We start from the raw sequence: 19,490 nt of genomic DNA, 5'->3' as shown, positions 1-19,490 counted from the left end.
CCGCAGGCTACGCTACAGAGGTGGCCACAAGCTGGCAACGCCGTTATTTCACGGTTCACGTTGCAGGTGAGGCCGTGTGCAGACGAGACCGTGAACCGTTCACCGACGTAGCGGCCCACCCCTGGCGCGGCTACGAGCGTGGGAGCGGCTGCGAGCGAGGTGAACGCCCGTGACCGAGGAGCTTCCCCCGCGATCGAGTGCACGCCGCTGGCTAACCTCGACCAATCACAAAGACGTCGGCATCCTCTACCTGATCACGTCACTGTACGTGTTCGTCTTCGGCGGCGTCATGGCACTCCTCTTCCGAACGCAGCTCTGGACGTCCGGCGAGCTGTTCCTCACCGGGCTCCAGTACAACGAGGTCGTCACGGGACACGGGCTCCTGATGATCTTCTGGTTCATCACGCCCTTCGCCGCGGGGTTCGCGAACTATTTCGTCCCCCTGCAGATCGGCGCCGACGATCTCGCGTTTCCCAGGCTGAACGCGCTCTCGTTCTGGCTGTACTTCTTCTCACTGTGGCTCTATCTGAGCTCGTTCCTCGTCGGAACGACGTTTGCCACCGGCTGGACGATGTACGCGCCGCTGAACATCCCGATGTACACCCCGGCGATCGGAGGCACGATCACCGTCGCCGCGTTGGCCATGCTGATGCTCTCCTCGACGATCGCGTCGGTGAACTTCATCACCACGATCCACTACTGCCGGGCAGAGGGGCTCTCTCTGCTCAACGTCCCGCTGTTCACCTGGACGTGGCTGCTCACCGTCTGGATGATGCTGTACGCGTTCGCCACGCTGCTCGCTGCACTGATCCTCCTGGGGGCGGATCGAGTGCTCGGTACCCTCTTCTTCGTCACCGAGGGAGCGGGCGGCTCCCTGCTCTGGGGGCATCTCTTCTGGTTCTTCGGCCATCCGGAGGTCTACATCGTCTTCTTCCCGCCGCTGGGGATCATGTTCGAGCTGTTCCAGACGTTCTCCGGGCGACGGGTGGTCGGGCGCAAGTGGGTCATCCTCGCGATGATCCTCATCGCGCTGCAGAGCTTCCTCGTCTGGATGCACCACATGTTCCTGACGACGATCAACCTCGAGATGAAGACGCTGTTCATGGCGACGTCGATCGGAATCTCCCTCCCGTTCGACCTGATCGTGTTCTCTCTGATATACACGCTCGTCAAGGGGAAGATCCGCTTCTATACGCCGTTCCTGTTCGCACTCGGTGGGCTCATCCTGTTGATCCCGGGTGGGATCACGGGCGTGTTCCTCGGCGCGGTCGTCCTCGACTACGAGTTCCGGGGCACATACTGGGTCGTCGCGCACTTCCACTACATCATGCTCGGAGGCGGTGGCACGGCACTGATCGGTGGACTGTACTACTGGTTCCCGAAGATCACCGGGCGAATGTACGACGAGTTCCTCGGCAAACTCCACTTCGCGCTCTACTTCCTCGGGTTCAACCTCGCCTTCGGCGCGCAGTTCGTTGGGTGGGAGACGCCGCGTCGGGTGTACGAGTATGCCCCGTACCTGACGGAGTGGCACCAGATCATGACGATCGGTGCGTTCCTCCTCGGTGGCTCCTTCCTCCTGATGTTCTACAACTTCGCCAAAAGTCTCCGATCCGGCGATCCAGTCGAGGGAAGTCCCTGGCAGTACGTCAGGACCGCGGAGTGGGCGACGTCCTCGCCGCCGCCACTGGAGAACTGGCCCGGGCGGCCGAGCTACGCCTCTGGCCAACTCGAATTCGTCAGCCGTGCCGCTCCCGACGGCGGCACCTCGCATGCGGCTGGCGACCAGCAGAACGGCCGGGCGTCGACCGAGGAGCAGACGAACGAGTCGCAGGCGGGCGAATCGCAGGCGATCCAGCCTGGCCTCGACCATCCCGATCACAGCAGTCCCTGGCCGGTCGTCGTTGCCTTCGGCACTGGACTACTCTTTCTCGGCATTGCGCTCGCTCAGCGCACTGGCCTCGACGCAGTGGTGTTCGGGGTCACGGGCTTCGTCGTGACCGCGTATGCGGCGCTCCGGTTCGGACTCGAGGAGTTCCACGCGCCGGAGTCGCCCCACGCAGCCCGGTGGCCCTTCGACGGCGTCGGAAAGACGAAACTTGGGATGTGGGTGTTCCTCTCCTCGGACGTGATGGTCTTCGGAGCGATCGTCGGATCCTACGTGTTCGCACGTGTCAACATGGGCTGGAACGCCTGGGATACAGTCCCGCCCTCTGCGATCCCGGGGCTCGTGAACACGTTCGTCCTGCTGACGAGCAGCTTCGCCGTCGTGCTCGCCCTCGAGTACGCCAGACGCGGGAAGCAAGCCGGTGTCGTCGCCTCGCTCGGGGCCACGCTCCTCCTCGGCGTGACCTTCCTCGGCATCAAGGCCTGGGAGTACAGCGAGGAGTTCGCCCATGGCGTCTACTGGGACAGCTCGATCGAGGCCTCGACCTACTTCGTCACGACCGGACTCCACGGCGTCCACGTGATTCTCGGCATGCTCGTCGCCGGATTCCTCTTCTGGCGTGCGCGGCACGGCGCCTATCTCGACGATCCCTCCTCGCTCGAGTACTTCGGACTCTACTGGCACTTCGTCGACATCGTCTGGGTGTTCCTGTTCCCGCTGTTTTATCTGCTGTAGGGGCGGCGCAGTACCCCGAGCGTACGGATCGCACCCCACTGTTCGAGAACGGTGATCCGGTTTTATCGCGCTGGCGACCGTTCGTTCGACCATGGGGTTGTCCGCGCAGCCCCCGGAGACCAAATCATGAACGGAATCAGCGGTTCGACGGCGATCGTAACGGGCGGCGGATCAGGTATCGGCCGCGAAGCAGCGGTCCGCTTCGGCGAGGAAGGCGCGGCCGTCGTCGTCGCCGACGTCGACGTGGACGGCTCGGAACAAACCGCCGAACTGGTTCGGGACGCGGGCGGTGAGGCAACGGTGACGGAGACCGACGTCAGCGATCCCGACGACGTCCAGGCGATGGTCGATACCGCCGTCGAGACGTACGGCGGACTCGACTTCGCGTTCAACAATGCCGGGATCGAGGGCAAGTCCGACCCCGCCGGCGAACATCCGCTCGACAACTGGGAGACCGTGATCGACGTGAATCTCAAGGGCGTGTTTCTGGCGATGCGGTACGAGCTCCCGGCAATGCTCGAGTCCGGCGGCGGCTCGATCGTCAACACGTCGTCGATCGCCGGCGTCGTCGGATTCCCGAACCTGAGTCCCTACGTCGCGAGCAAGCACGGCGTCATCGGTCTGACCAAGACCGCCGCGATCGAGTACAGCGGCGAGGGCGTTCGCGTCAACGCAATCAGCCCCGGCATCATCGACACCCCGATGGTCCAGCGCTCACAGGAGGACGACCCGGAGGCGATGGAACAGACGAAGGCCGCGACCCCGATCGGTCGACTCGGCGCGCCGGACGAGATCGGCGACGCCGCCGTCTGGCTGTGCTCGGACGACGCCTCCTTCGTCACGGGCGAGACGCTCGTGATCGACGGCGGCTACACCGCGCAGTAGTCGGTCCGCTGCGCCACACTTCTCCGCCGTCCGCCGCACGCACGCCCTCAGAAATCGCCGCCGAGCGCCGAGACGGCCCGCTCGGCCGAGTCCCGGAGCAACGGCGAATCGTCACAGAACACTTCGACGGCGACCGTCCCGTCGAACCCGCCCAGCTGTTCGCCGACGATCTCGTAGTCGATCTCTCCAGCACCGATCGGAACGTGGGTGTCCCCTCGTGATCGCGCGTCGTGGACGTGGAGGTGGGAGACGAGCGCCGCGTTCCGTTCGAGGAATCGATCGATCGCGTCGTTTCCGTCTTCCATGTACGCGTGGCCGACGTCGAAACAGACCGGCACGTCGGCGTCCCGCGCGAGCTCGGCCAGCACGGAGAGCTGGACGCCCTTCTTCTGGTGGCCGACGTTCTCGACGACGACCTCGACGCCGTGCTCGGCGCCGACCGCCGCGATCCGTTCGATCTGAGTGCCGATCGTGGGGCGGAGATCCGTGTCGTAGGGGTTTCGCGCGGTCGCGTGGAGGACTGCCTTCCGCGCGTCGAGCGCCCCCGCCCAGGCGAGCAGGTTGCCGAGGTAGTCGACGATCGCGTCGTTGAGCTGGGCGACCGGCGTCGCGACGACCTGCTGGAAGGGAAGGTGCACGCAGAGGTCGCTGTCGGTCGCGGCGAGCGCCTCGCGAAGTTCCGGGGCGGCCGCGTCCCTCGGAAGTGGCTGTGCTTCGCCCACGCCAACCTCGACGAAGTCGAAGGGTTCGCCGACCCGCTCGAGCCGCTCGATCGAGTCCCCGACGGTCACGCCGACGTCCATAGTGCCGCTTCGTCCCCGGGACCCTTAACGCCCGGTTGTCGGTGTCCAGGAGCTGGCGACACGTTGAAGCCGAACTCGCGACAATCCCTGACATTGGATGGCCGACCCGACAGGAAACGAGCCCCGTGACGGGGCTGACGGTGACGGGGTCGGCCGGGCCGTCGTCGACACCGACGCTGGACGCATCGTCTTCGACCCCGACGGCAACGGATCGGTCGAACGCACGGCCCGCGAACTGAGCGAACTCAAGGCGGGGCCGCCGGCCCACTGCACGATCGAGTTCGATCCCAGCGGTGCCCGGAGCAGCGAATCCGGATCGCTGGCGCTCGAACGGCACCTCGAGCGGCAACCCGGCGTCGTCGACGCGACGGCGTCGTTCCGAACGGGCCAGGTTCGCGTGACCTACGACGGGGGCGTGACCTCGGCCACGGAGATCGAATCGGTCGTTCGCCGCCGTGGGCTCGATCGAACCGGTCGGCCGGAAGCGGCCGACGACGGACCGACTGCCACCGAAACCGAAGCGGGCCTCGACGCGGACCGGGCGAAACTCCGTCGCGAGGCGGCGTTCGTCGGGATCACGCTGCTCGGGATGGTCACCGGACTCCTCGGCAGCTGGTTCGACGCACCGGCGACCGTCGTCTGGGCCGGTTACGGCGCAGCGTACGTCTTCGGCGGCTGGTACGGGCTGCTCGGGAGTATCGACGTCCTGCGCCAGCGAGCGGTCGACATCGACCTGTTGATGATTCTCGCGGCGCTGGGCGCGCTGGCGATCGGCGCGCCGTTCGAGGGGGCGATGCTCCTCTTCCTGTTCTCGCTGTCGAACACCCTGCAGCACTACGCGACCGGCCGTTCGCGACGGGCGATTCGCTCGCTGTTGCAGATGCGTCCCGAATCCGCGGAGGTTCTCCGGGACGGCGAGGAGGTGACGGTTCCGATCGACGACGTCGCGATCGACGACACGATCGTGGTTCGGCCGGGAGATCGGATTCCGCTGGACGGGGTCGTCGAATCCGGAGAGAGCACCGTCGACCAGGCGTCGTTGACCGGGGAGTCCGTTCCGGTCCCGAAAGCGCCCGGCGACGAGGTCTTCGGCGGGACGATCACCGAGAACGGCAGCCTCGAGATCCGCGTCACGCGGCAGGCCCACGAGTCCGCGATCGCCCGACTGATCCACATGGTCGAGGAGGCCCACAGCGAGCGCGCGCCGACCCAGCGCCTCATCGATCGCCTCGAGCAACCGTACGTGCTCGCCGTGCTGGGCATGACGGTAGCCGCGATCGCCGTCCCGCTGGCCCTCGGCGCGGACCAGGGACCGACGATCTACCGGGCGATGACGCTCATGGTCGCCGCATCGCCCTGTGCCGTCGTGATTTCGACGCCTGCTGCGGTGCTCTCGGCCATCACTGCCGGTGCACGCCAGGGCGTCCTCTTCAAAGGCGGCGAGCACGTCGAGAGCGTCGCTACGGTCGACGCCGTCGCGTTCGACAAGACCGGGACGCTGACCGAGGGCGACACGAGCCTGACCGACGTCGAGGTCGCGTCGGGGGCGACACTCGACGATGCCGGGCTGACCGAGGATCGGCTCCTCGCGATCTGCGCCGCAGTCCAGAAACGTTCCGAACACCACCTCGCGGAGGCGACCGTCGAGGCTGCCGAGGAGCGGCACCTCGAGGTTCCCGACGCGAGCGGGTTCCAGGCCACCGTCGGCAAAGGCGTCAGCGCGACCGTCGACGGCCGGACGATCCACATCGGGAACCCCCGCTACTACGAGACGCTCGATGGCTCCGATCCCGAGGGGCTGGAGGCCGGGCTCGAAGCACTCGCTACGCTCCAGCAGGACGGGAAGACGAGCGTGCTCGTCACGGCCGAGGACGGAGACGAACGCGTCGTGCTCGGCTGGCTCGCCTTCAGCGACGAGATTCGCGAAGGTGCCGCCGAGATGATTCAGGACCTCCGGAACCTTGGCGTCGAGGAGATCGTCGTGCTGACTGGCGACAACCAGGCCGTGGCCGATCGCGTCGCCGAACAGCTCGGCATCGACACCGTCGGGGCAGAGCTTCTCCCCGAGCAGAAAGTCGAGCGCGTCAGTCAGCTCGTCGCCGAGCACGATACCGTCGCGATGGTCGGCGACGGCGTCAACGACGCACCCGCACTGGCGACGGCAGACGTCGGCGTCGCGATGGGCGGTGCCGGGACGGACGTCGCGCTCGAAACTGCCGACGTCGTGTTGATGTCCGACGACGTTTCGAAGCTGCCGTACGCGCTCGGGCTCGGGCGCAGGACCCAGCGCACGCTCTACGTGAACTTCGCGATCGCCTTCGGCGCGATCGCCGTGATGATCGTCGCGATCCTCACACAGGGCATCCCGTTGCCGCTCGCCGTCGTCGGTCACGAGGGATCGACGGTCCTGGTCTCGCTCAACGGCCTGCGGCTCCTCGGGTTCCGGGGCTGACTCGCGGAGCTCTTCCGAACCAGCGGCTTACTCCTCTGGAGCGTCAGCGACTGGCAAGTACGGTGTGAATGTCTTTACGCGATGACGGCGCCAAGCAGTCACATGGCCGAGACGCTGCTCCACGTGAGCGACTCGATGGCGTTCGCCAGTCGCAGTTCGAACGACGGCGCCGTGGACCTCGGTGGGCTCCCGGTCGTCGCTCGGCGGGCGATCGACCGGGACGTCGACGCCGTCGTCCACACGGGCAACCTCTTTCGCTCGCCTGCGCCCGCCGACGAGACCGTCGAGGCAGTCCACAGGACCTTCGCACAGCTCGACGACGCCGGAATCCCCGTATTCGTCCTGAGAGGCGCTCGCGAGGCGACGAGCGACGGCGATGCGATCGAGCGCCTCCGCGAGGATCCGGGCGTCCACGCGCCCGGTGCAAAGCCCACGGCGATCGGCGACGTGACGCTCTACGGCATCGACCACGTCGAGAGCGAGCAGGAACTGCGACGGGCACTGGACGCACTCGAACCGGCCGAGGGGTACACCCACAACGTCGTCGCGGTGAATCAGCGAATCTGGCCGCCGCTCGCGAACGACGACGCCGACATCTCGGCCTTCGACGCGATGGAAGCGACCGACGTGTTCGTCGACGAGATCTTCGCTGGAGGTACCGACGAGCCGGCCAGCTGGGCACACGACGACTTCGATTACCGCGTATCCTACGCCGGTTCGACGAACCCGGAACACCGGGGGGACGACGCCGTTCCGACGGCAACACTGATCACTGCCGGTACGGACGAGCACGACCACGAGCGAGTCCCGCTCACGCGGACCGCCGTGTCCGACGAAATCGAAGCGCTCCGCGCCGCACTGGATCACGAACCGTCGGATCTCGGGAACGCCGACCTCGCGACGCTCGCGGACCTCTACGGGCTCACTGCGCGAGCGAAGGAGCTGTTCGACGACCGCCGCCAGGAAATCAGGGAAGCGCTACTCGATCGCGTCCACGAAGACACCCGAATCCAGGGCGAGTACGCGACCGTGAACCGGACGACGTCACAGCGTCGCGTGACGAAGTCCGAGCGGGAAGTGTTCGACGCGCTCCGGCAGGTCGGCGTCCATCCGCTGGACGTGCTCGAGCTGGATAGCTCGGCGTTGCGGGCGCTGAGCGAGGCCGGAACGATCGAAGACGAGGCAATCTTCGATCGGGAGGAGCGCACCTACGTCCGGGTCAGCGAGACCGACGTGGAGGGTCGATAACGCGCACGCGGATTCCGCCACTCGATGCACGGTCGCGGTCCCACGATGCACGGTCACGGCTGCACCGAGCAGGCGAGCAAAGACGCAAACGGGCGTCGTTCTTACCGCAAAGATATAATGGGTCGGCGCCTCCCTTCCCGACATCACGGACTCGACGGCAGCCACCCGCGCCGAGGGGTGGAAAGCGACCGTTCTCGCTGGCGCCGACGCGGCCGGTGCCGCTCTCGAGCGACGCGTGTCGATCGATCTGCGTGCTCTCGCGGCGTTCCGCATCGGGCTCGGCTCGCTGATCGTCCTCGATCTACTGCTGCGCTCCCGGGACTTCACGGCCTTCTACACGAACGACGGGGTGCTTCCGACGAAAGCGCTCTACGCGGATTACACCGACGTCCACTCCATCCACGCGTGGTTGGGCGAGTGGTGGCTCGTCGCGCTGTTGTTCGTCGTCGCCGCGGCTTTCGGGATCGCGTTGATCCTCGGCTACAGGACGCGGACCGTCACGCTCGTCTCCTTCCTGCTCCTGTTCTCGCTCCACAACCGGAATCCGATGGTGCTCAACGGCGGTGACATTCTCCTCCGCCTCCTCGCGTTCTGGGCGATCTTCCTCCCGCTCGGCGAGCGCTGGTCGATCGACGCCCGACGGATCGATCGCGATCGGGCGAGCGTCGCGACGATGGCCACGGTCGCCGTCCTCGTCCAGATCGTGCTCATGTACGTCTCGAACTTCGTCCACAAGACCAGGGGCGAAGATTGGCTGCAGGGCGACGCCGTCGCGTACATTCTGCATCTCGGCCAGTTCAGCGTGTTCCTCGGCCCATATCTCGCGGAGTATACGAACCTGTTGACCCTGTTCACGTGGGGCTGGCTCTTCCTGATGGCACTCTCGCCGTTCCTCTTCGTGCTCACCGGCTGGCCGCGTGCAGTGATCGCGACCGGATTCGTCGGGATGCATCTTGGGATGGCCCTGACTCTGCAGATCGCGATCTTCCCGCTGGTCGTGGTCGTCGGGATCCTCCTGTTCTACCCGCCAGTCGTCTGGGACCGTGTCGAAGCGACGGCGAGGCGACTCGCCGAGCGCGACCCGATCGAGGGACTCCGTGGAAGGGTCGCTGGCGTCCGTGACAGGATCGCGAGCCAGGGGGATGCGCCCGCCGGCAACGACGACAGCGACGACGCGCCAGCCGGGATCGGCGAAAAACTCCCCGCGGTCCCGTTTCCGGGAGACATCCCCGGCGTCCGACCCATCCTCTCGACCGTGATCCCGGCCGTCTTCATCGTCCTGATCGTCATGTCGAACGCCCACGCGCTGGGCTACGCGGCGGAACCGCCCGAACGGGGACAGATCCTGCTGGACAAGACCGACACTGCCCAGAGCTGGAAACTGTTCGCACCCAATCCGCTCAAGGACACCCGGTGGTTCGTCGCCGAAGCGACCCTCGAGAACGGCGAACGCGTCGACGCGTTCACCGGCGGCAACGTAACCTGGGATCGGCCGCCGAACCCGGCCGACCGTGCGGGTACGGCGCGGTGGCGCAAGTATCTCGCCAATGTGTTCACCGCGGGGAACGACAACCACGAGTCCTACCTTTCGAACTACCTCTGCGGGAAGTGGAACCGCACCCACGACGTGCAGATGGAGAGCGTCGACCTCCACGGCCTCCACGAACAGGAGACGCCGTTCGGCCCCGATACGGAAATCCAGCGGACCCGGTTCGCGACCTACGACTGTTCGGGGCCGCTCGTCCAGGACTAGGCCTGCCGATCATCACCTGTGGCCGAGCGTTTCGAGAGTCCACTGCGGACGCCCGTCAGTCGCGATTCCCACGGCGTGGAGTTCTCCACGGCACGGACCTTACCGACTCGATCGAGATCGTACCGAACCGCTGTACGCACCTTACCGTTCAGCGGAGCGGGCGGCGGTCGATGGCCCGCACGTTACTCCGCGCTACACCGCGTATAACGAAACGGCACGACGGCGTTCGTCCACTCGATGTCCCTGGCAGAAACTGTCTCCAAGATCGACACACTGAGCGAGGAGGAACGCGAATGCATCGAGCTGTGTAACGAGGCCGTCGAGATCTGCGAGTGGTGTGCGGACGCCTGTCTCGGCGACGAGGAGATGGAGGAGTGCGCCCGGCTCTGCCGGGACGTGACGGATCTCGCGTCGCTCCACGCGCGATTCATCGCGCGGAATTCGCGGTACAGCGAACAGATCGCCGAGGCCTGCGCGGACGCCTGCGAGGCGTGTGCGGAGGAGTGCAGCAACCACGACGCCGATCACTGCCAGGCCTGTGCGGAGATCCTCCCGGAGTGCGCCGAGAGCTGTCGTTCGATGGCGTCAGCGTAGATCGTAGCACCACGACCGACGATCGTCCGTCGACCATCGCGGCGACGCTATTTTGCCCGACCGACCCCTCGAGAGAGCCGTGGCGGTCTACGAACAGGAAACGCGGGTCCGGGCACCGCTCGAGCCGGTCTGGGAGTTCCACGCGACGACCGACGGGCTCGAAGCGCTCACGCCGGAGTGGCTGGGTCTGCGGGTCGAGTCCGTCACGGGCCCCGACGGCGAGCCCGATCCGGCCGAACTCTTCGAGGGATCGACGATCGACCTCTCGGTTCGACCCTTCGGCGTCGGCCCCCGCCAGCGCGTGACGTCCGTCATCGAGCGCCGCGAGCGAAGCGACGGAGCGGGGCTCTTCTGCGATCGCATGATCGGGGGTCCATTCGCCGAGTGGAAGCACACGCACGCGTTCTACGCCGACGGCGACGGGGCAAAAGGCGGTGACGAAACGATCGTCCGGGATCACGTCGAGTACCGACTGCCGCTCGGGCCCGTCGGCAGCGTGGTGGCACGTGCGATGGTGCTCGGCTTCGCGCCCGCGTTTCGACACCGACACCGGCGAACGCGGGCGATCCTCGAGGGGTGATCGGTCGGAACGGTCACAGTTCGTCCGGCGGTGCGTACCGACCCGGCCCGGCCCACAACGTGCAAGACCTCCGGGCATCACGAACCAGACGTGTCCGCCAGCGTCACGCGTCGCTCCTGGTCGATCGCCCACCTCGCGCTCGCGGTCGCCGTGTTCGGCGTGGCCTGGAGCGCGATTCTCGTGCGCTGGAGCGACGCGCCGAGCGACGCAATCGCGTTCTATCGCGTGCTCTTTACGCTCCTCGCGGTCGGGCCGCTCGCGCTGGCGCGCCATCGGGAGGAGTTCGGTCGCATTTCTCGCCGCGATCTCGTCGTCGCGGGCGTCGCTGGCGTCGCACTCGCGGTCCACTTCGTCGCGTGGTTCGAGAGCCTCGCCTGGACGAGCGTCGCGGCCTCCGTGACGCTCGTCCAGACGCAGCCGGTGTTCGTCGCGATCGGCGCCGCGCTCGCACTCGGCGAACGCGTCGATCGACGGACGGTGCTGGGAATTCTGCTCGCGGTGTCGGGAGCAGCACTGCTGACAGTCGTCCAGAGCGGCGCCTCGGTGCCTGCGGGTGGGTCGGCCGTCGTGGGTGCCGTCCTCGCCGTCACCGGTGCGATCGCAGGCGCGGGATACGTCCTCGCGGGCCGGTCGCTCCGCCAGCGGATCTCGATTCTCCCCTACGTGAGCGTCGTCTACGCGGCCTGCGTCTGCACGCTCTGCGTCGTCGTCGCGATCGACGGCGGCGCGATGCTCGATCTGCTCGTCAATGGGCGAGCGACCGATAGTGGTACTGCGGTCGTCGACGGAGGCGCGTTCGTCGGTTACCCCGCCGAGGAGTGGCTCCTCTTCGGGGCGATGGCGCTCGGGCCCGGGCTCCTCGGTCACACCGTGGTCAACTGGACCCTCGAACACCTCCGGTCGACTGTGGTCAGCGTCGCTCTACTCGGCGAGCCAGTGGGTGCGACGCTGCTCGGCGTCGTCCTGCTGGGCGAGATCGTCGGCGTCGGCACGGTGCTCGCGATGGGGGTCGTGCTCGCTGGCATCTACGTGACGGCGACGGCTGGCCAGTCGTCCGAACGGCCTCGAGACCCGACGGGGCCGACGGAACGGTCGAAGGAGTAGTCGATCGAGAGCTCGGTCGAGCATGGGAGTGGAATGGGAGTGGAAAATGAAGCGAGAGAAAGAGAGAGTTAGTGAGTGTGGGAGAGTGAGAGAGTGAGTGTGTTCAATGCGCGCCGTTCGATCGCGTGCCGTCATCGACGTCGTCGGGCCCGTCCTCGAGGTCGAGAGTTGGTCCATCGCCGTCGAGCGAGAGGTCGACGCCGTCGATCGTCCTGCGGTAGACGCTGGTTCGCCGGCCACGGCTGGAGGTCTGCTGGCCCTCACACGTCAACAGGCCCGCCGATTCTAACTCCTCGATACGCCGGTAACAGGTCGCGATGGGGATGCCGAGGTCGTCGCTGAGCTCCTGTGCCGAGGTGGGGCGGTCGAGTGCGGCGAGGATCCGCGCGGCGTACTTGCCGCCGAGGGCAGCCAGCACTGATTCGACCACGTTCGGATCCTCGGCCGTCTCCCTCGCCATGACGGCGTTGTTCCGGGGAGGTGGGTTTGAATCTTTGGGGCGCTCGAACCGGCGGTTCGTCAGTCCGTTCCTGCGCTCTTGGGCGTCCAGACTCGAAGGAAGCCGTCGATCACGATCGGTGGATCCGGATCGGATCGATCAACACCACGTCGTCGCCGTCGATTCGGACCTTCCCGCGGACGTGGCGGATCGAACCGACGGTGGCACGGATCTCCTCGACGTTCGTTGGATCGCCGACCTCGGCGACGAGCCACCCGGGAACGTGTCCGCTGGTCCCCTTTCCGTGGAAGACGACGACGGCAGTCACTTCGCCGGATCGCTCGCCCAGTAGCGACGCCGCATCGGCGATCTCCACGGTGTGATCGGCGACGTCGATCACGGATCCGGGATCGGCGTCGTCCAGCACGCCGGTGCGGAGCACCGTGGCGACCCTGTCGAGCTTCACGGCGTAGGTCTCCTCGCCGACGAACAGGGGCAGGACGTCGATTCCACTCGTGCGATCGCCACACTGATTGCCCATTCATTTTCGATCAGAAGACCATCGTTGTAACTGCTTCTGTCAATGAATAATCTCGATCCCTCGGAAGAAACCGTCCGGCCGAGTGGTCGAGGCAGCGAGCCCGCTCGACCAGCGGGGGTCAGACTTAACAGGACGGCCGTCCTGCGGAAATGCGATGGAGCTGCCGGAGGAGCTCATCGGCATCGAAGAAGAGCTCGATATCGACGAGGAAACGGAGCCAGACGTAGCGCTGGGCGAGACCCAAGACGACGCGTCGTCGCCCGAGGAACAGGAGGAACGCGAGCAGTTCGTCCGTTTCTCGCTCGGCGACGAGGAGTATGCGCTCCACGTCAACGCCGTTCGGCGGCTCGTCGACGTCGGCGAACGAACCCGCGTACCCCGCACGTCCGAGGCGATCGACGGGATCACGGACCTCCGCGGGGAGATCACCGCGGTGATCGATCCGCGCGTCCTCTTCGACCTCCCCGAATCCGACCGCGCGATCGATCTCCAGGAACTGATCGTCTTCGCGACTGGGCCGGGTCAGGGGAACTCCGGCATTCGCGTGGACGTCGTCGAGGGCGTCGAGGCGATTCCCGTCTCCCAGGTCGTCCTGGAGCCCGACGACGTCGACGCCGACGTGGAGCACGTGACCGAACTCCTCGACGACCCACTCGTCGCTGGCGTCATTCGTGAGCAGGACGGCGACGACGGCTACACGTACGCGCCGATCGTCGACGTGAACGAGGTGCTCGACGTCGCTCGTACGGTCAGCGTCTGAGCACCGTCGCCGCTCCTTCGGTCGTCGATCCGAGTTTGCCTCGGTTGGACGTTGCTGAATCTCGGTTCGTTCTCTCTCACTCTCTCAAACTCTCACTTTCACCCATTCTCATCTACTCTCACCCATTCGCTCTTTCACAATCACTCTCTCTCTCTCTCGACAGGATGTCCCTACCACCACGATCGGCGGCCCCCGCTGGGCCGCGATCCGGGTGGCAGTTCGCGGATCCACCATCGGAGAGTAGGGCTCGGAGGCGGTCTCACGGCCGTAGCGGCCGACGTGGGACCGGTAGCGAGCGGGTACCGCGCTCCCCGACGAATGTTATCACATCCGATACTGTGGCGGTAGCATTTATGGTGCGCCTTCGCCAATCCGCTCGTGGTGTACCAAATGTCGACAGGGGTCCTCATCGTAGACGACTCTCATTTTATGCGGAACCTCCTCAGGCAGATACTCGAGGAGGAGTACCACATCGTGGGAGAGGCGTCCAACGGTGCCGAAGCGGTGAAGCTGTACAAGGAGCACGAGCCCGACATCGTGATGATGGACATCGTGATGCCGAAATGTAACGGAATCAAGGCCACGGCGGCGATCAAGAAGCTGGATTCCGACGCGCGAGTCATCATGTGCACGAGCGTCGGCCAGCGCGAGAAGATGAAACTCGCCGTCAAGGCCGGTGCCGACGGCTACGTCACGAAGCCGTTCGAAGAACCGAGCGTCAGAAAGGCTCTCAAGGACGTCGTCCCCGCATGAGTGAGGTACTCGTCGTCGACGACTCGCAGTTCATGCGTACCGTGCTCTCTGAGGTGCTGAGTGAGCACGGGTACGAGGTGGTAACCGCGAGCGACGGCGAGACAGCGATCGACGCAGTGGCCGAGCACGAACCGGACGTCGTCACGATGGACGTCGAGATGCCCGGGATGGGCGGCATCGACGCCGTCGAGGAGATCATGGCGGAGCATCCGACGCCGATCCTCATGCTCAGCGCCTACACGAAGGAGGGTGCGGACGCGACGCTCGACGCGCTCTCCCGCGGCGCGATCGACTTCCTTCCCAAACCCAGCGGCGAGATCTCGGCGGACATCGGCCAGCTCGAAGACGAGCTGATCGAGACCGTCGAAGCCGTCGAAGGCGCGGACGTTGGGACTGTGGCGACCTCGCGAGCAGCGTCGGCAGCGCGGACCGCGGCTGACGCGGAGGCGGTCGTTCGTGAAGCGAGTGCGACCGTCGAACAGGCACTCAGTAGCGGCGAATCGGCAAGCACGACTTTCGGTGGCCCGACTGCCAGCGGAGCCGGCCACGCGGACCCGTCGATCGACGGCGCAGACGAGAGCGCCGTTCCCGCGAGCTACGACGGCTCGCCGACGATCGTGATCGGCGCGTCGACGGGCGGGCCCCGAGTGCTCGAACGCATTCTCACTGAGCTCCCCGCAGAACTGAACGCTAGAGTGCTGATCGTCCAGCACATGCCGGCGAGCTTCACGGACCGACTCTCGCGCCGACTCGACGGGTTCAGCGAGTACGCGATCCGCGAGGCAGCCGACGGTGCGCGCGTGACGCCCGGTGAGGCAGTCATCGCCCGCGGCGACTACCACATGGAGGTCGCCTACTCCGGACCGGAACACTGCAAGGTACGACTCACCGAATCCGAGCGCCTCCACGGCGTTCGGCCAGCGATCGACGTGACGATGCTCTCGGCGGCGCGCGAAATCGACGGGCGGTTGATCGGCGTCGCGCTCACCGGCATGGGCCGGGACGGCGCCCAGGGCATCAGCGCGATCAAGGGCGTCGGCGGTGTGACGATCGCCCAGGACGAGGAGAGCGCGCCGGTCTACGGCATCCCGAAACAGGCGGTAGCGACCGGCGACGTCGATCGCGTCGTCGCAGACGACGACGTCGTCGAGGCGCTGGTCGAGATCGCGATCGATCAGGACGCGAGCGACCCTCCGGAGGTGAACGTGAATGGCTGATTATCTCGACGCGTTCGCACGCGAGAGCGAGGAGCAGATCACGGAGCTGAACAACGCGCTTCTCGAGTTCGAGGACGATCCGAGCGACGAGGCGGCGATGAACCAGATCTTCCGGACCGCCCACACCCTCAAGGGCAACTGCGGCGCGATGGGGTTCGAGCCCGCGGAGGACCTCGCGCACGCGATCGAGGATCTCCTCGAGGCGATCCGCTCGAACCGCGTCGCCGTTTCGCCGGAGGTCATGGACGCGATCTTCGACGGCGTCGACGAACTCGACGCGATGATCTCCGAAGCCGTCGAGCACGGCGAAGTTACCCGCTCGGCCGACGCGGAGATCGCGGCGATTCGCGAGTACGCGGACGCAGAGGGGCTCGCCGCGCCGACCGACGCCGAGGTCGAAGAGCTGCTCGAATCCACCGCGACGCCCTCGGACGACGACCACAGCGTCTACCACGTACGGCTCGACGTGGCCGGTGACCCCGCGGTACACGGCAGGGCCGTCGTCGACGCGCTCGACGACGCGTTCGAGCTGCTCGGAACGGACCCCAGCGGCGAGACGATCGACGCAGGCGACTACGACGGCACGATCGACGCGGCGTTCGCGAGCGTCGTCCAGCGCGCAGCGGTCGAAGCCGCGCTCGAACCCGTCGACGCGGTGGGCGATCAGGTCATCACCGACGTGACCGAACGGGCCGAGGCGTTCGCGGACGATTCCGCCGACGCCCACGATACTGCAGCCGCAGGCGGGACCGCGGCCGTCGATGGCGACGAAGCGGATCCCGCGGAGCTCTCAGTCGACGAACTGCTCGAGGACGAAGACGTCGACCAGTTCGACGACCTGGACGAGATGGCCGAAGACGTCGGTGACACGTCCGAGTTCGAGGACCTCGGCGACGCGGGCTCCTTCGCCGACCTCGGTATCACCGGGGACGACGTCGACATCGGGCCGGCTGCCGACGCCGGAAACGACGACGCGCCCGCAGACGACGGAGCGGCGGCCGACGCCGGCGCGACGGACGAGGGCGTCGATGCTGCCGCACCCGACGCGGGCGACGCGGCCGACGACGAGGAAGTCGAAGACGCGGCGGCGGAGTTCGCCAAGCTCAAAGAGGAGGTCGATCCCGTCGGGTTCGACGAACTCCAGGACGAGCTGGCAGACCTCGAGTTCGACGAGTACGACAGCGACGACGAGGTCGGCTTCGACGAGCTGCTGGACGACGACGAGCTCGCGGACGACGGGGCCTTCGCGGAGTCGGCCGTGACCGCTGCGGCCGCCGAGGACGCTGCGGCGGCCGTCGTCGACGATGACGACGCGACTGGCGCCGACGAACGCCTCGAGACGGAGGACGCTGGCGACGTGGCCGCGGCGGACGACGGCGGGCCGGACGCCACCGCAGAGGACCTCTTCGGTGGAGCCGACGACGCGGAATCCGCGGACGCACCGTCGCCCGAGCCGGACCCCTCGGTCGAAGCGGACGCGGCTACCGGAGCGGATTCCGATCCTACCACAGCCGAGGAGGTCGCCACGACGGAAACTGCCGTCGAGGCCGATGCAGCGGCAACCGCCGACGCCGACGAATCGGCGACTGACGACGACGTCGCTACGGAACTCGAGTCCTCTGATCCGGCTGCTGAGGAAGCGTCCGAGACAGAGACTGACGAATCCACCCCGACGGCCGACGACGAGGCCGACCCGGTGGTCGAGGACGTGACTGCCGACGACGAGACGTTCGACGCGGCAGCGATGCTCGATTCGGAGCCCCTCGACGAAAGCGCCCAGTCCTTCGGCGAAGGGGGCCTCGATCTCTCGGACGAATCCGTCGACGATCCGACGGACGAGCCCGACGAGGTGCCCGCCGGTGCCGACGAACTCGATCTCGACGACTCCTTCGGCGAGATGGAAGCCGAAGCGATCGACGAGGCTGCGACGGAATCGACTGACGATTCCACAGACGCGGAAACGACGGACGACGCGTTCGACCTCGACGAAGCGGACATCGACTTCGGAGACGGCACGATCGCCGGCGCCGAAGACGACGAGGAATCCGGCGTCGCAGCTTCTGTCGACGAGGGGCTCGACGTCGGCGAAGCCCTCGAAGACGACTCCTTTGGCGACGGATCGGCCGCTGCCGACCTCGATCCCGACGCCGGCACTGCCGCCGCGGAGACGGACGACGACGTCGAAGAAGTCGACGGATTCGGTGACGACGACAGCGTGCTCGATCTGGACGGTTCTGCCGTCGCGGGCAGCGAGGCGCCGGCCGGCGACGAGGAGACCATCGAAGCGATCGACGCCGACGAGGTCGGTTCGGGGGCACGAATCGAGAGCGAGACCGACGCAGGATTCGACGACGAATTCGACGACGAAACCGAGGCAAGCGAACGGCTCGACGCCGACGCCGCCTCGGCAGACGACCAGTCCGGCGACCACGACGCTCCGGCCGACGCGCTCGACGACCCCGGTTTCAGCGACGCAGCCGAGGCCGAAGACGACGGCCCGGACGTCGACGAGGAACGGATCGAGCGGATCCGGAGTCTCGGCGTCCCACGCCGCGAAGAAGACGCAGCGGCAGCCGCTGCGGGGACGCAGTCGATTCGCGTCGACGTCGAGGCGCTCGACAGCATGCTGAACATGGTCGAGGGGCTGGTCACCAGCCGAGCTCGACTCCGCCGCGCGCTGATCGAGAACGAGCCCCGCGAGGTGCTCGAGGACGAACTCGACGACCTGGAAGACGTGACGAGCGAGCTCCAGGACACCGTCATGGACGTCCGGCTCGTCCCGCTGCGCACGGCCGTCAACAAGCTACCGCGGATCGTCCGCGACGTCGCACGAGAGGAGGACAAGACCGTCGATCTCGAGATGATCGGCGAGGACGTCGAGCTCGACCGCTCGATCCTCGACGAGATCGGCGACCCACTCGTTCACCTGGTCCGGAACGCGGTGGACCACGGTATCGAGTCGCCCGAGGAACGCGAGGCCGCCGGCAAGCCCGCGGAAGGCTCCGTCGAACTCCGGGCCACCCGCGAGCGAGATCGCGTCACGATCACCGTCGAGGACGACGGTGCCGGCATCGACGCCGACGCCGTTCGCGACGCGGCTGTCGAGGAGGGGATCCACACCCGATCCGAGGTCGACTCGATGGACGACGACGACGTCCTCGAGTTGATCTTCCACTCGGGCTTCTCGACGGCAGCGGAGGTCACCGACGTCAGCGGGCGGGGCGTCGGGATGGACGTCGTCGCCGAGACGGTAGACCGTCTCGACGGCACCGTCTCGATCGACACCGAGCCCGGCGAGGGGACGGCGATCACGATGGAGCTTCCGGTGACGCTCGCGATCGCGGAAGTGCTGTTCGTCGACGTGGGGGGCGAGGAGTACGGTATTCCGATCAAGACCGTCGACGAGATCGGTCCGGTCGTCGACGTCGAGACCCAGGACGGGCAGGAAGTCCTGGTGAGCGACGGCGGGGAGGACCGACGCGAACTGATCCGGCTGGACGAAGCGCTGTCCACGCCGGGACGGTCCGACCCGAACGCCGGCATGCTCGTCCATCTCCGGGACGACGTTCGCGAGGCCGCGATCCACTGCGATCGCGTCCGCGAGCAACAGGAGGTCGTCGTGAAACCCTTCGAAGGGGTGCTCGGCGACGTGCCCGGACTCAGTGGTGCGAGCGTGCTCGGTGACGGGGACGTGGTAACGATCCTGGACGTTGAAACGCTATGATCGCATACGAGGTT

The 19,490-nt window shown here is 66.7% G+C and carries 15 protein-coding genes; 12 read left to right on the top strand and 3 right to left on the bottom strand.

The genetic code is table 11. From position 1 onward, the window contains the following. Positions 1-169: 169 nt before the first annotated feature. Positions 170-2,623, top strand: coding sequence for a cbb3-type cytochrome c oxidase subunit I (locus tag ACZ5KP_RS00525; protein WP_460918888.1), 2,454 nt, complete (start codon positions 170-172; stop codon positions 2,621-2,623). Positions 2,624-2,749: 126 nt separating this feature from the next. Continuing rightward, complete coding sequence (locus ACZ5KP_RS00520; protein ID WP_460918887.1) at positions 2,750-3,508, top strand: glucose 1-dehydrogenase; 759 nt, start codon at positions 2,750-2,752, stop codon at positions 3,506-3,508. A gap of 47 nt (positions 3,509-3,555) precedes the next feature. On the opposite strand, the gene ACZ5KP_RS00515 is transcribed toward ACZ5KP_RS00520, so the two are convergent. After that, positions 3,556-4,311 (bottom strand): sugar phosphate isomerase/epimerase family protein, encoded by a 756-nt coding sequence (locus tag ACZ5KP_RS00515; protein ID WP_460918886.1) that lies wholly within the window; start codon positions 4,309-4,311, stop codon positions 3,556-3,558. 97 nt (positions 4,312-4,408) lie between these two features. Here ACZ5KP_RS00515 and ACZ5KP_RS00510 point away from each other — a divergent pair, with 97 nt between their 5' ends. The 6 genes from ACZ5KP_RS00510 to ACZ5KP_RS00485 all read left to right on the top strand — a co-directional run bounded on the left by ACZ5KP_RS00510 (position 4,409) and on the right by ACZ5KP_RS00485 (position 12,042). Next, complete coding sequence (locus ACZ5KP_RS00510; RefSeq protein WP_460918885.1) at positions 4,409-6,763, top strand: heavy metal translocating P-type ATPase; 2,355 nt, start codon at positions 4,409-4,411, stop codon at positions 6,761-6,763. 102 nt (positions 6,764-6,865) lie between these two features. Then, positions 6,866-8,011: a metallophosphoesterase family protein gene (locus ACZ5KP_RS00505; protein ID WP_460918884.1), complete on the top strand. Its 1,146-nt coding sequence runs from the start codon at positions 6,866-6,868 to the stop codon at positions 8,009-8,011. A gap of 235 nt (positions 8,012-8,246) precedes the next feature. Continuing rightward, positions 8,247-9,764: an HTTM domain-containing protein gene (locus ACZ5KP_RS00500; protein WP_460918883.1), complete on the top strand. Its 1,518-nt coding sequence runs from the start codon at positions 8,247-8,249 to the stop codon at positions 9,762-9,764. A gap of 237 nt (positions 9,765-10,001) precedes the next feature. Continuing rightward, positions 10,002-10,358 carry a four-helix bundle copper-binding protein gene (locus tag ACZ5KP_RS00495; protein WP_460918882.1) on the top strand — a complete coding sequence of 119 codons (357 nt, stop codon included), beginning with the start codon at positions 10,002-10,004 and terminating at the stop codon, positions 10,356-10,358. 79 nt (positions 10,359-10,437) lie between these two features. Beyond that, positions 10,438-10,938, top strand: a complete 501-nt coding sequence (locus ACZ5KP_RS00490) for an SRPBCC family protein (RefSeq protein WP_460918881.1) — start codon at positions 10,438-10,440, stop codon at positions 10,936-10,938. 90 nt (positions 10,939-11,028) lie between these two features. Beyond that, complete coding sequence (locus ACZ5KP_RS00485; RefSeq protein WP_460918880.1) at positions 11,029-12,042, top strand: DMT family transporter; 1,014 nt, start codon at positions 11,029-11,031, stop codon at positions 12,040-12,042. 103 nt (positions 12,043-12,145) lie between these two features. Here ACZ5KP_RS00485 and ACZ5KP_RS00480 read toward each other — a convergent pair whose 3' ends face one another. Together ACZ5KP_RS00480 and ACZ5KP_RS00475 are read right to left on the bottom strand one after the other, a co-directional pair. Continuing rightward, the gene (locus tag ACZ5KP_RS00480; protein ID WP_460918879.1) at positions 12,146-12,502 is read right to left on the bottom strand and encodes an ArsR/SmtB family transcription factor; all 357 of its coding nucleotides are present in this window, start codon (positions 12,500-12,502) and stop codon (positions 12,146-12,148) included. 109 nt (positions 12,503-12,611) lie between these two features. Next, on the bottom strand, positions 12,612-13,022 hold the full coding sequence (locus ACZ5KP_RS00475; protein WP_460918878.1) for a chemotaxis protein CheW: 411 nt from the start codon (positions 13,020-13,022) through the stop codon (positions 12,612-12,614). Between the two features lie 154 nt (positions 13,023-13,176). Here ACZ5KP_RS00475 and ACZ5KP_RS00470 point away from each other — a divergent pair, with 154 nt between their 5' ends. From ACZ5KP_RS00470 to ACZ5KP_RS00455, 4 genes are all read left to right on the top strand, one after another. Beyond that, a complete protein-coding gene (locus ACZ5KP_RS00470) occupies positions 13,177-13,782 on the top strand; it encodes a chemotaxis protein CheW (RefSeq protein ID WP_460918877.1) in 606 nt (201 codons plus the stop codon). A 390-nt stretch (positions 13,783-14,172) separates the two neighbouring features. Then, complete coding sequence (gene cheY / locus ACZ5KP_RS00465; RefSeq protein WP_248515742.1) at positions 14,173-14,535, top strand: chemotaxis protein CheY; 363 nt, start codon at positions 14,173-14,175, stop codon at positions 14,533-14,535. Then, positions 14,532-15,752, top strand: coding sequence for a chemotaxis-specific protein-glutamate methyltransferase CheB (cheB, locus tag ACZ5KP_RS00460; protein WP_460918876.1), 1,221 nt, complete (start codon positions 14,532-14,534; stop codon positions 15,750-15,752). Before cheY ends, cheB begins: the two co-directional genes overlap by 4 nt. After that, complete coding sequence (locus tag ACZ5KP_RS00455; RefSeq protein ID WP_460918875.1) at positions 15,745-19,476, top strand: ATP-binding protein; 3,732 nt, start codon at positions 15,745-15,747, stop codon at positions 19,474-19,476. The genes cheB and ACZ5KP_RS00455 overlap by 8 nt, the downstream gene beginning before the upstream one ends. Positions 19,477-19,490 lie beyond the last annotated feature (14 nt).

It is taken from the genome of Salinarchaeum chitinilyticum, assembly GCF_055390775.1.
This window is presented reverse-complemented; position numbering and strand designations above follow the sequence as displayed.

Coding starts and splice junctions, on each gene's coding strand:
- ACZ5KP_RS00520 (WP_460918887.1), top strand. CDS start 2,750: ATGAACGGAATCAGCGGTTCGACGGCGATCGTAACGGGCGGCGGATCA.
- ACZ5KP_RS00515 (WP_460918886.1), bottom strand. CDS start 4,311: ATGGACGTCGGCGTGACCGTCGGGGACTCGATCGAGCGGCTCGAGCGG.
- ACZ5KP_RS00510 (WP_460918885.1), top strand. CDS start 4,409: ATGGCCGACCCGACAGGAAACGAGCCCCGTGACGGGGCTGACGGTGAC.
- ACZ5KP_RS00505 (WP_460918884.1), top strand. CDS start 6,866: ATGGCCGAGACGCTGCTCCACGTGAGCGACTCGATGGCGTTCGCCAGT.
- ACZ5KP_RS00495 (WP_460918882.1), top strand. CDS start 10,002: ATGTCCCTGGCAGAAACTGTCTCCAAGATCGACACACTGAGCGAGGAG.
- ACZ5KP_RS00480 (WP_460918879.1), bottom strand. CDS start 12,502: ATGGCGAGGGAGACGGCCGAGGATCCGAACGTGGTCGAATCAGTGCTG.
- ACZ5KP_RS00475 (WP_460918878.1), bottom strand. CDS start 13,022: ATGGGCAATCAGTGTGGCGATCGCACGAGTGGAATCGACGTCCTGCCC.
- ACZ5KP_RS00470 (WP_460918877.1), top strand. CDS start 13,177: ATGGAGCTGCCGGAGGAGCTCATCGGCATCGAAGAAGAGCTCGATATC.
- cheY (WP_248515742.1), top strand. CDS start 14,173: ATGTCGACAGGGGTCCTCATCGTAGACGACTCTCATTTTATGCGGAAC.
- cheB (WP_460918876.1), top strand. CDS start 14,532: ATGAGTGAGGTACTCGTCGTCGACGACTCGCAGTTCATGCGTACCGTG.
- ACZ5KP_RS00455 (WP_460918875.1), top strand. CDS start 15,745: ATGGCTGATTATCTCGACGCGTTCGCACGCGAGAGCGAGGAGCAGATC.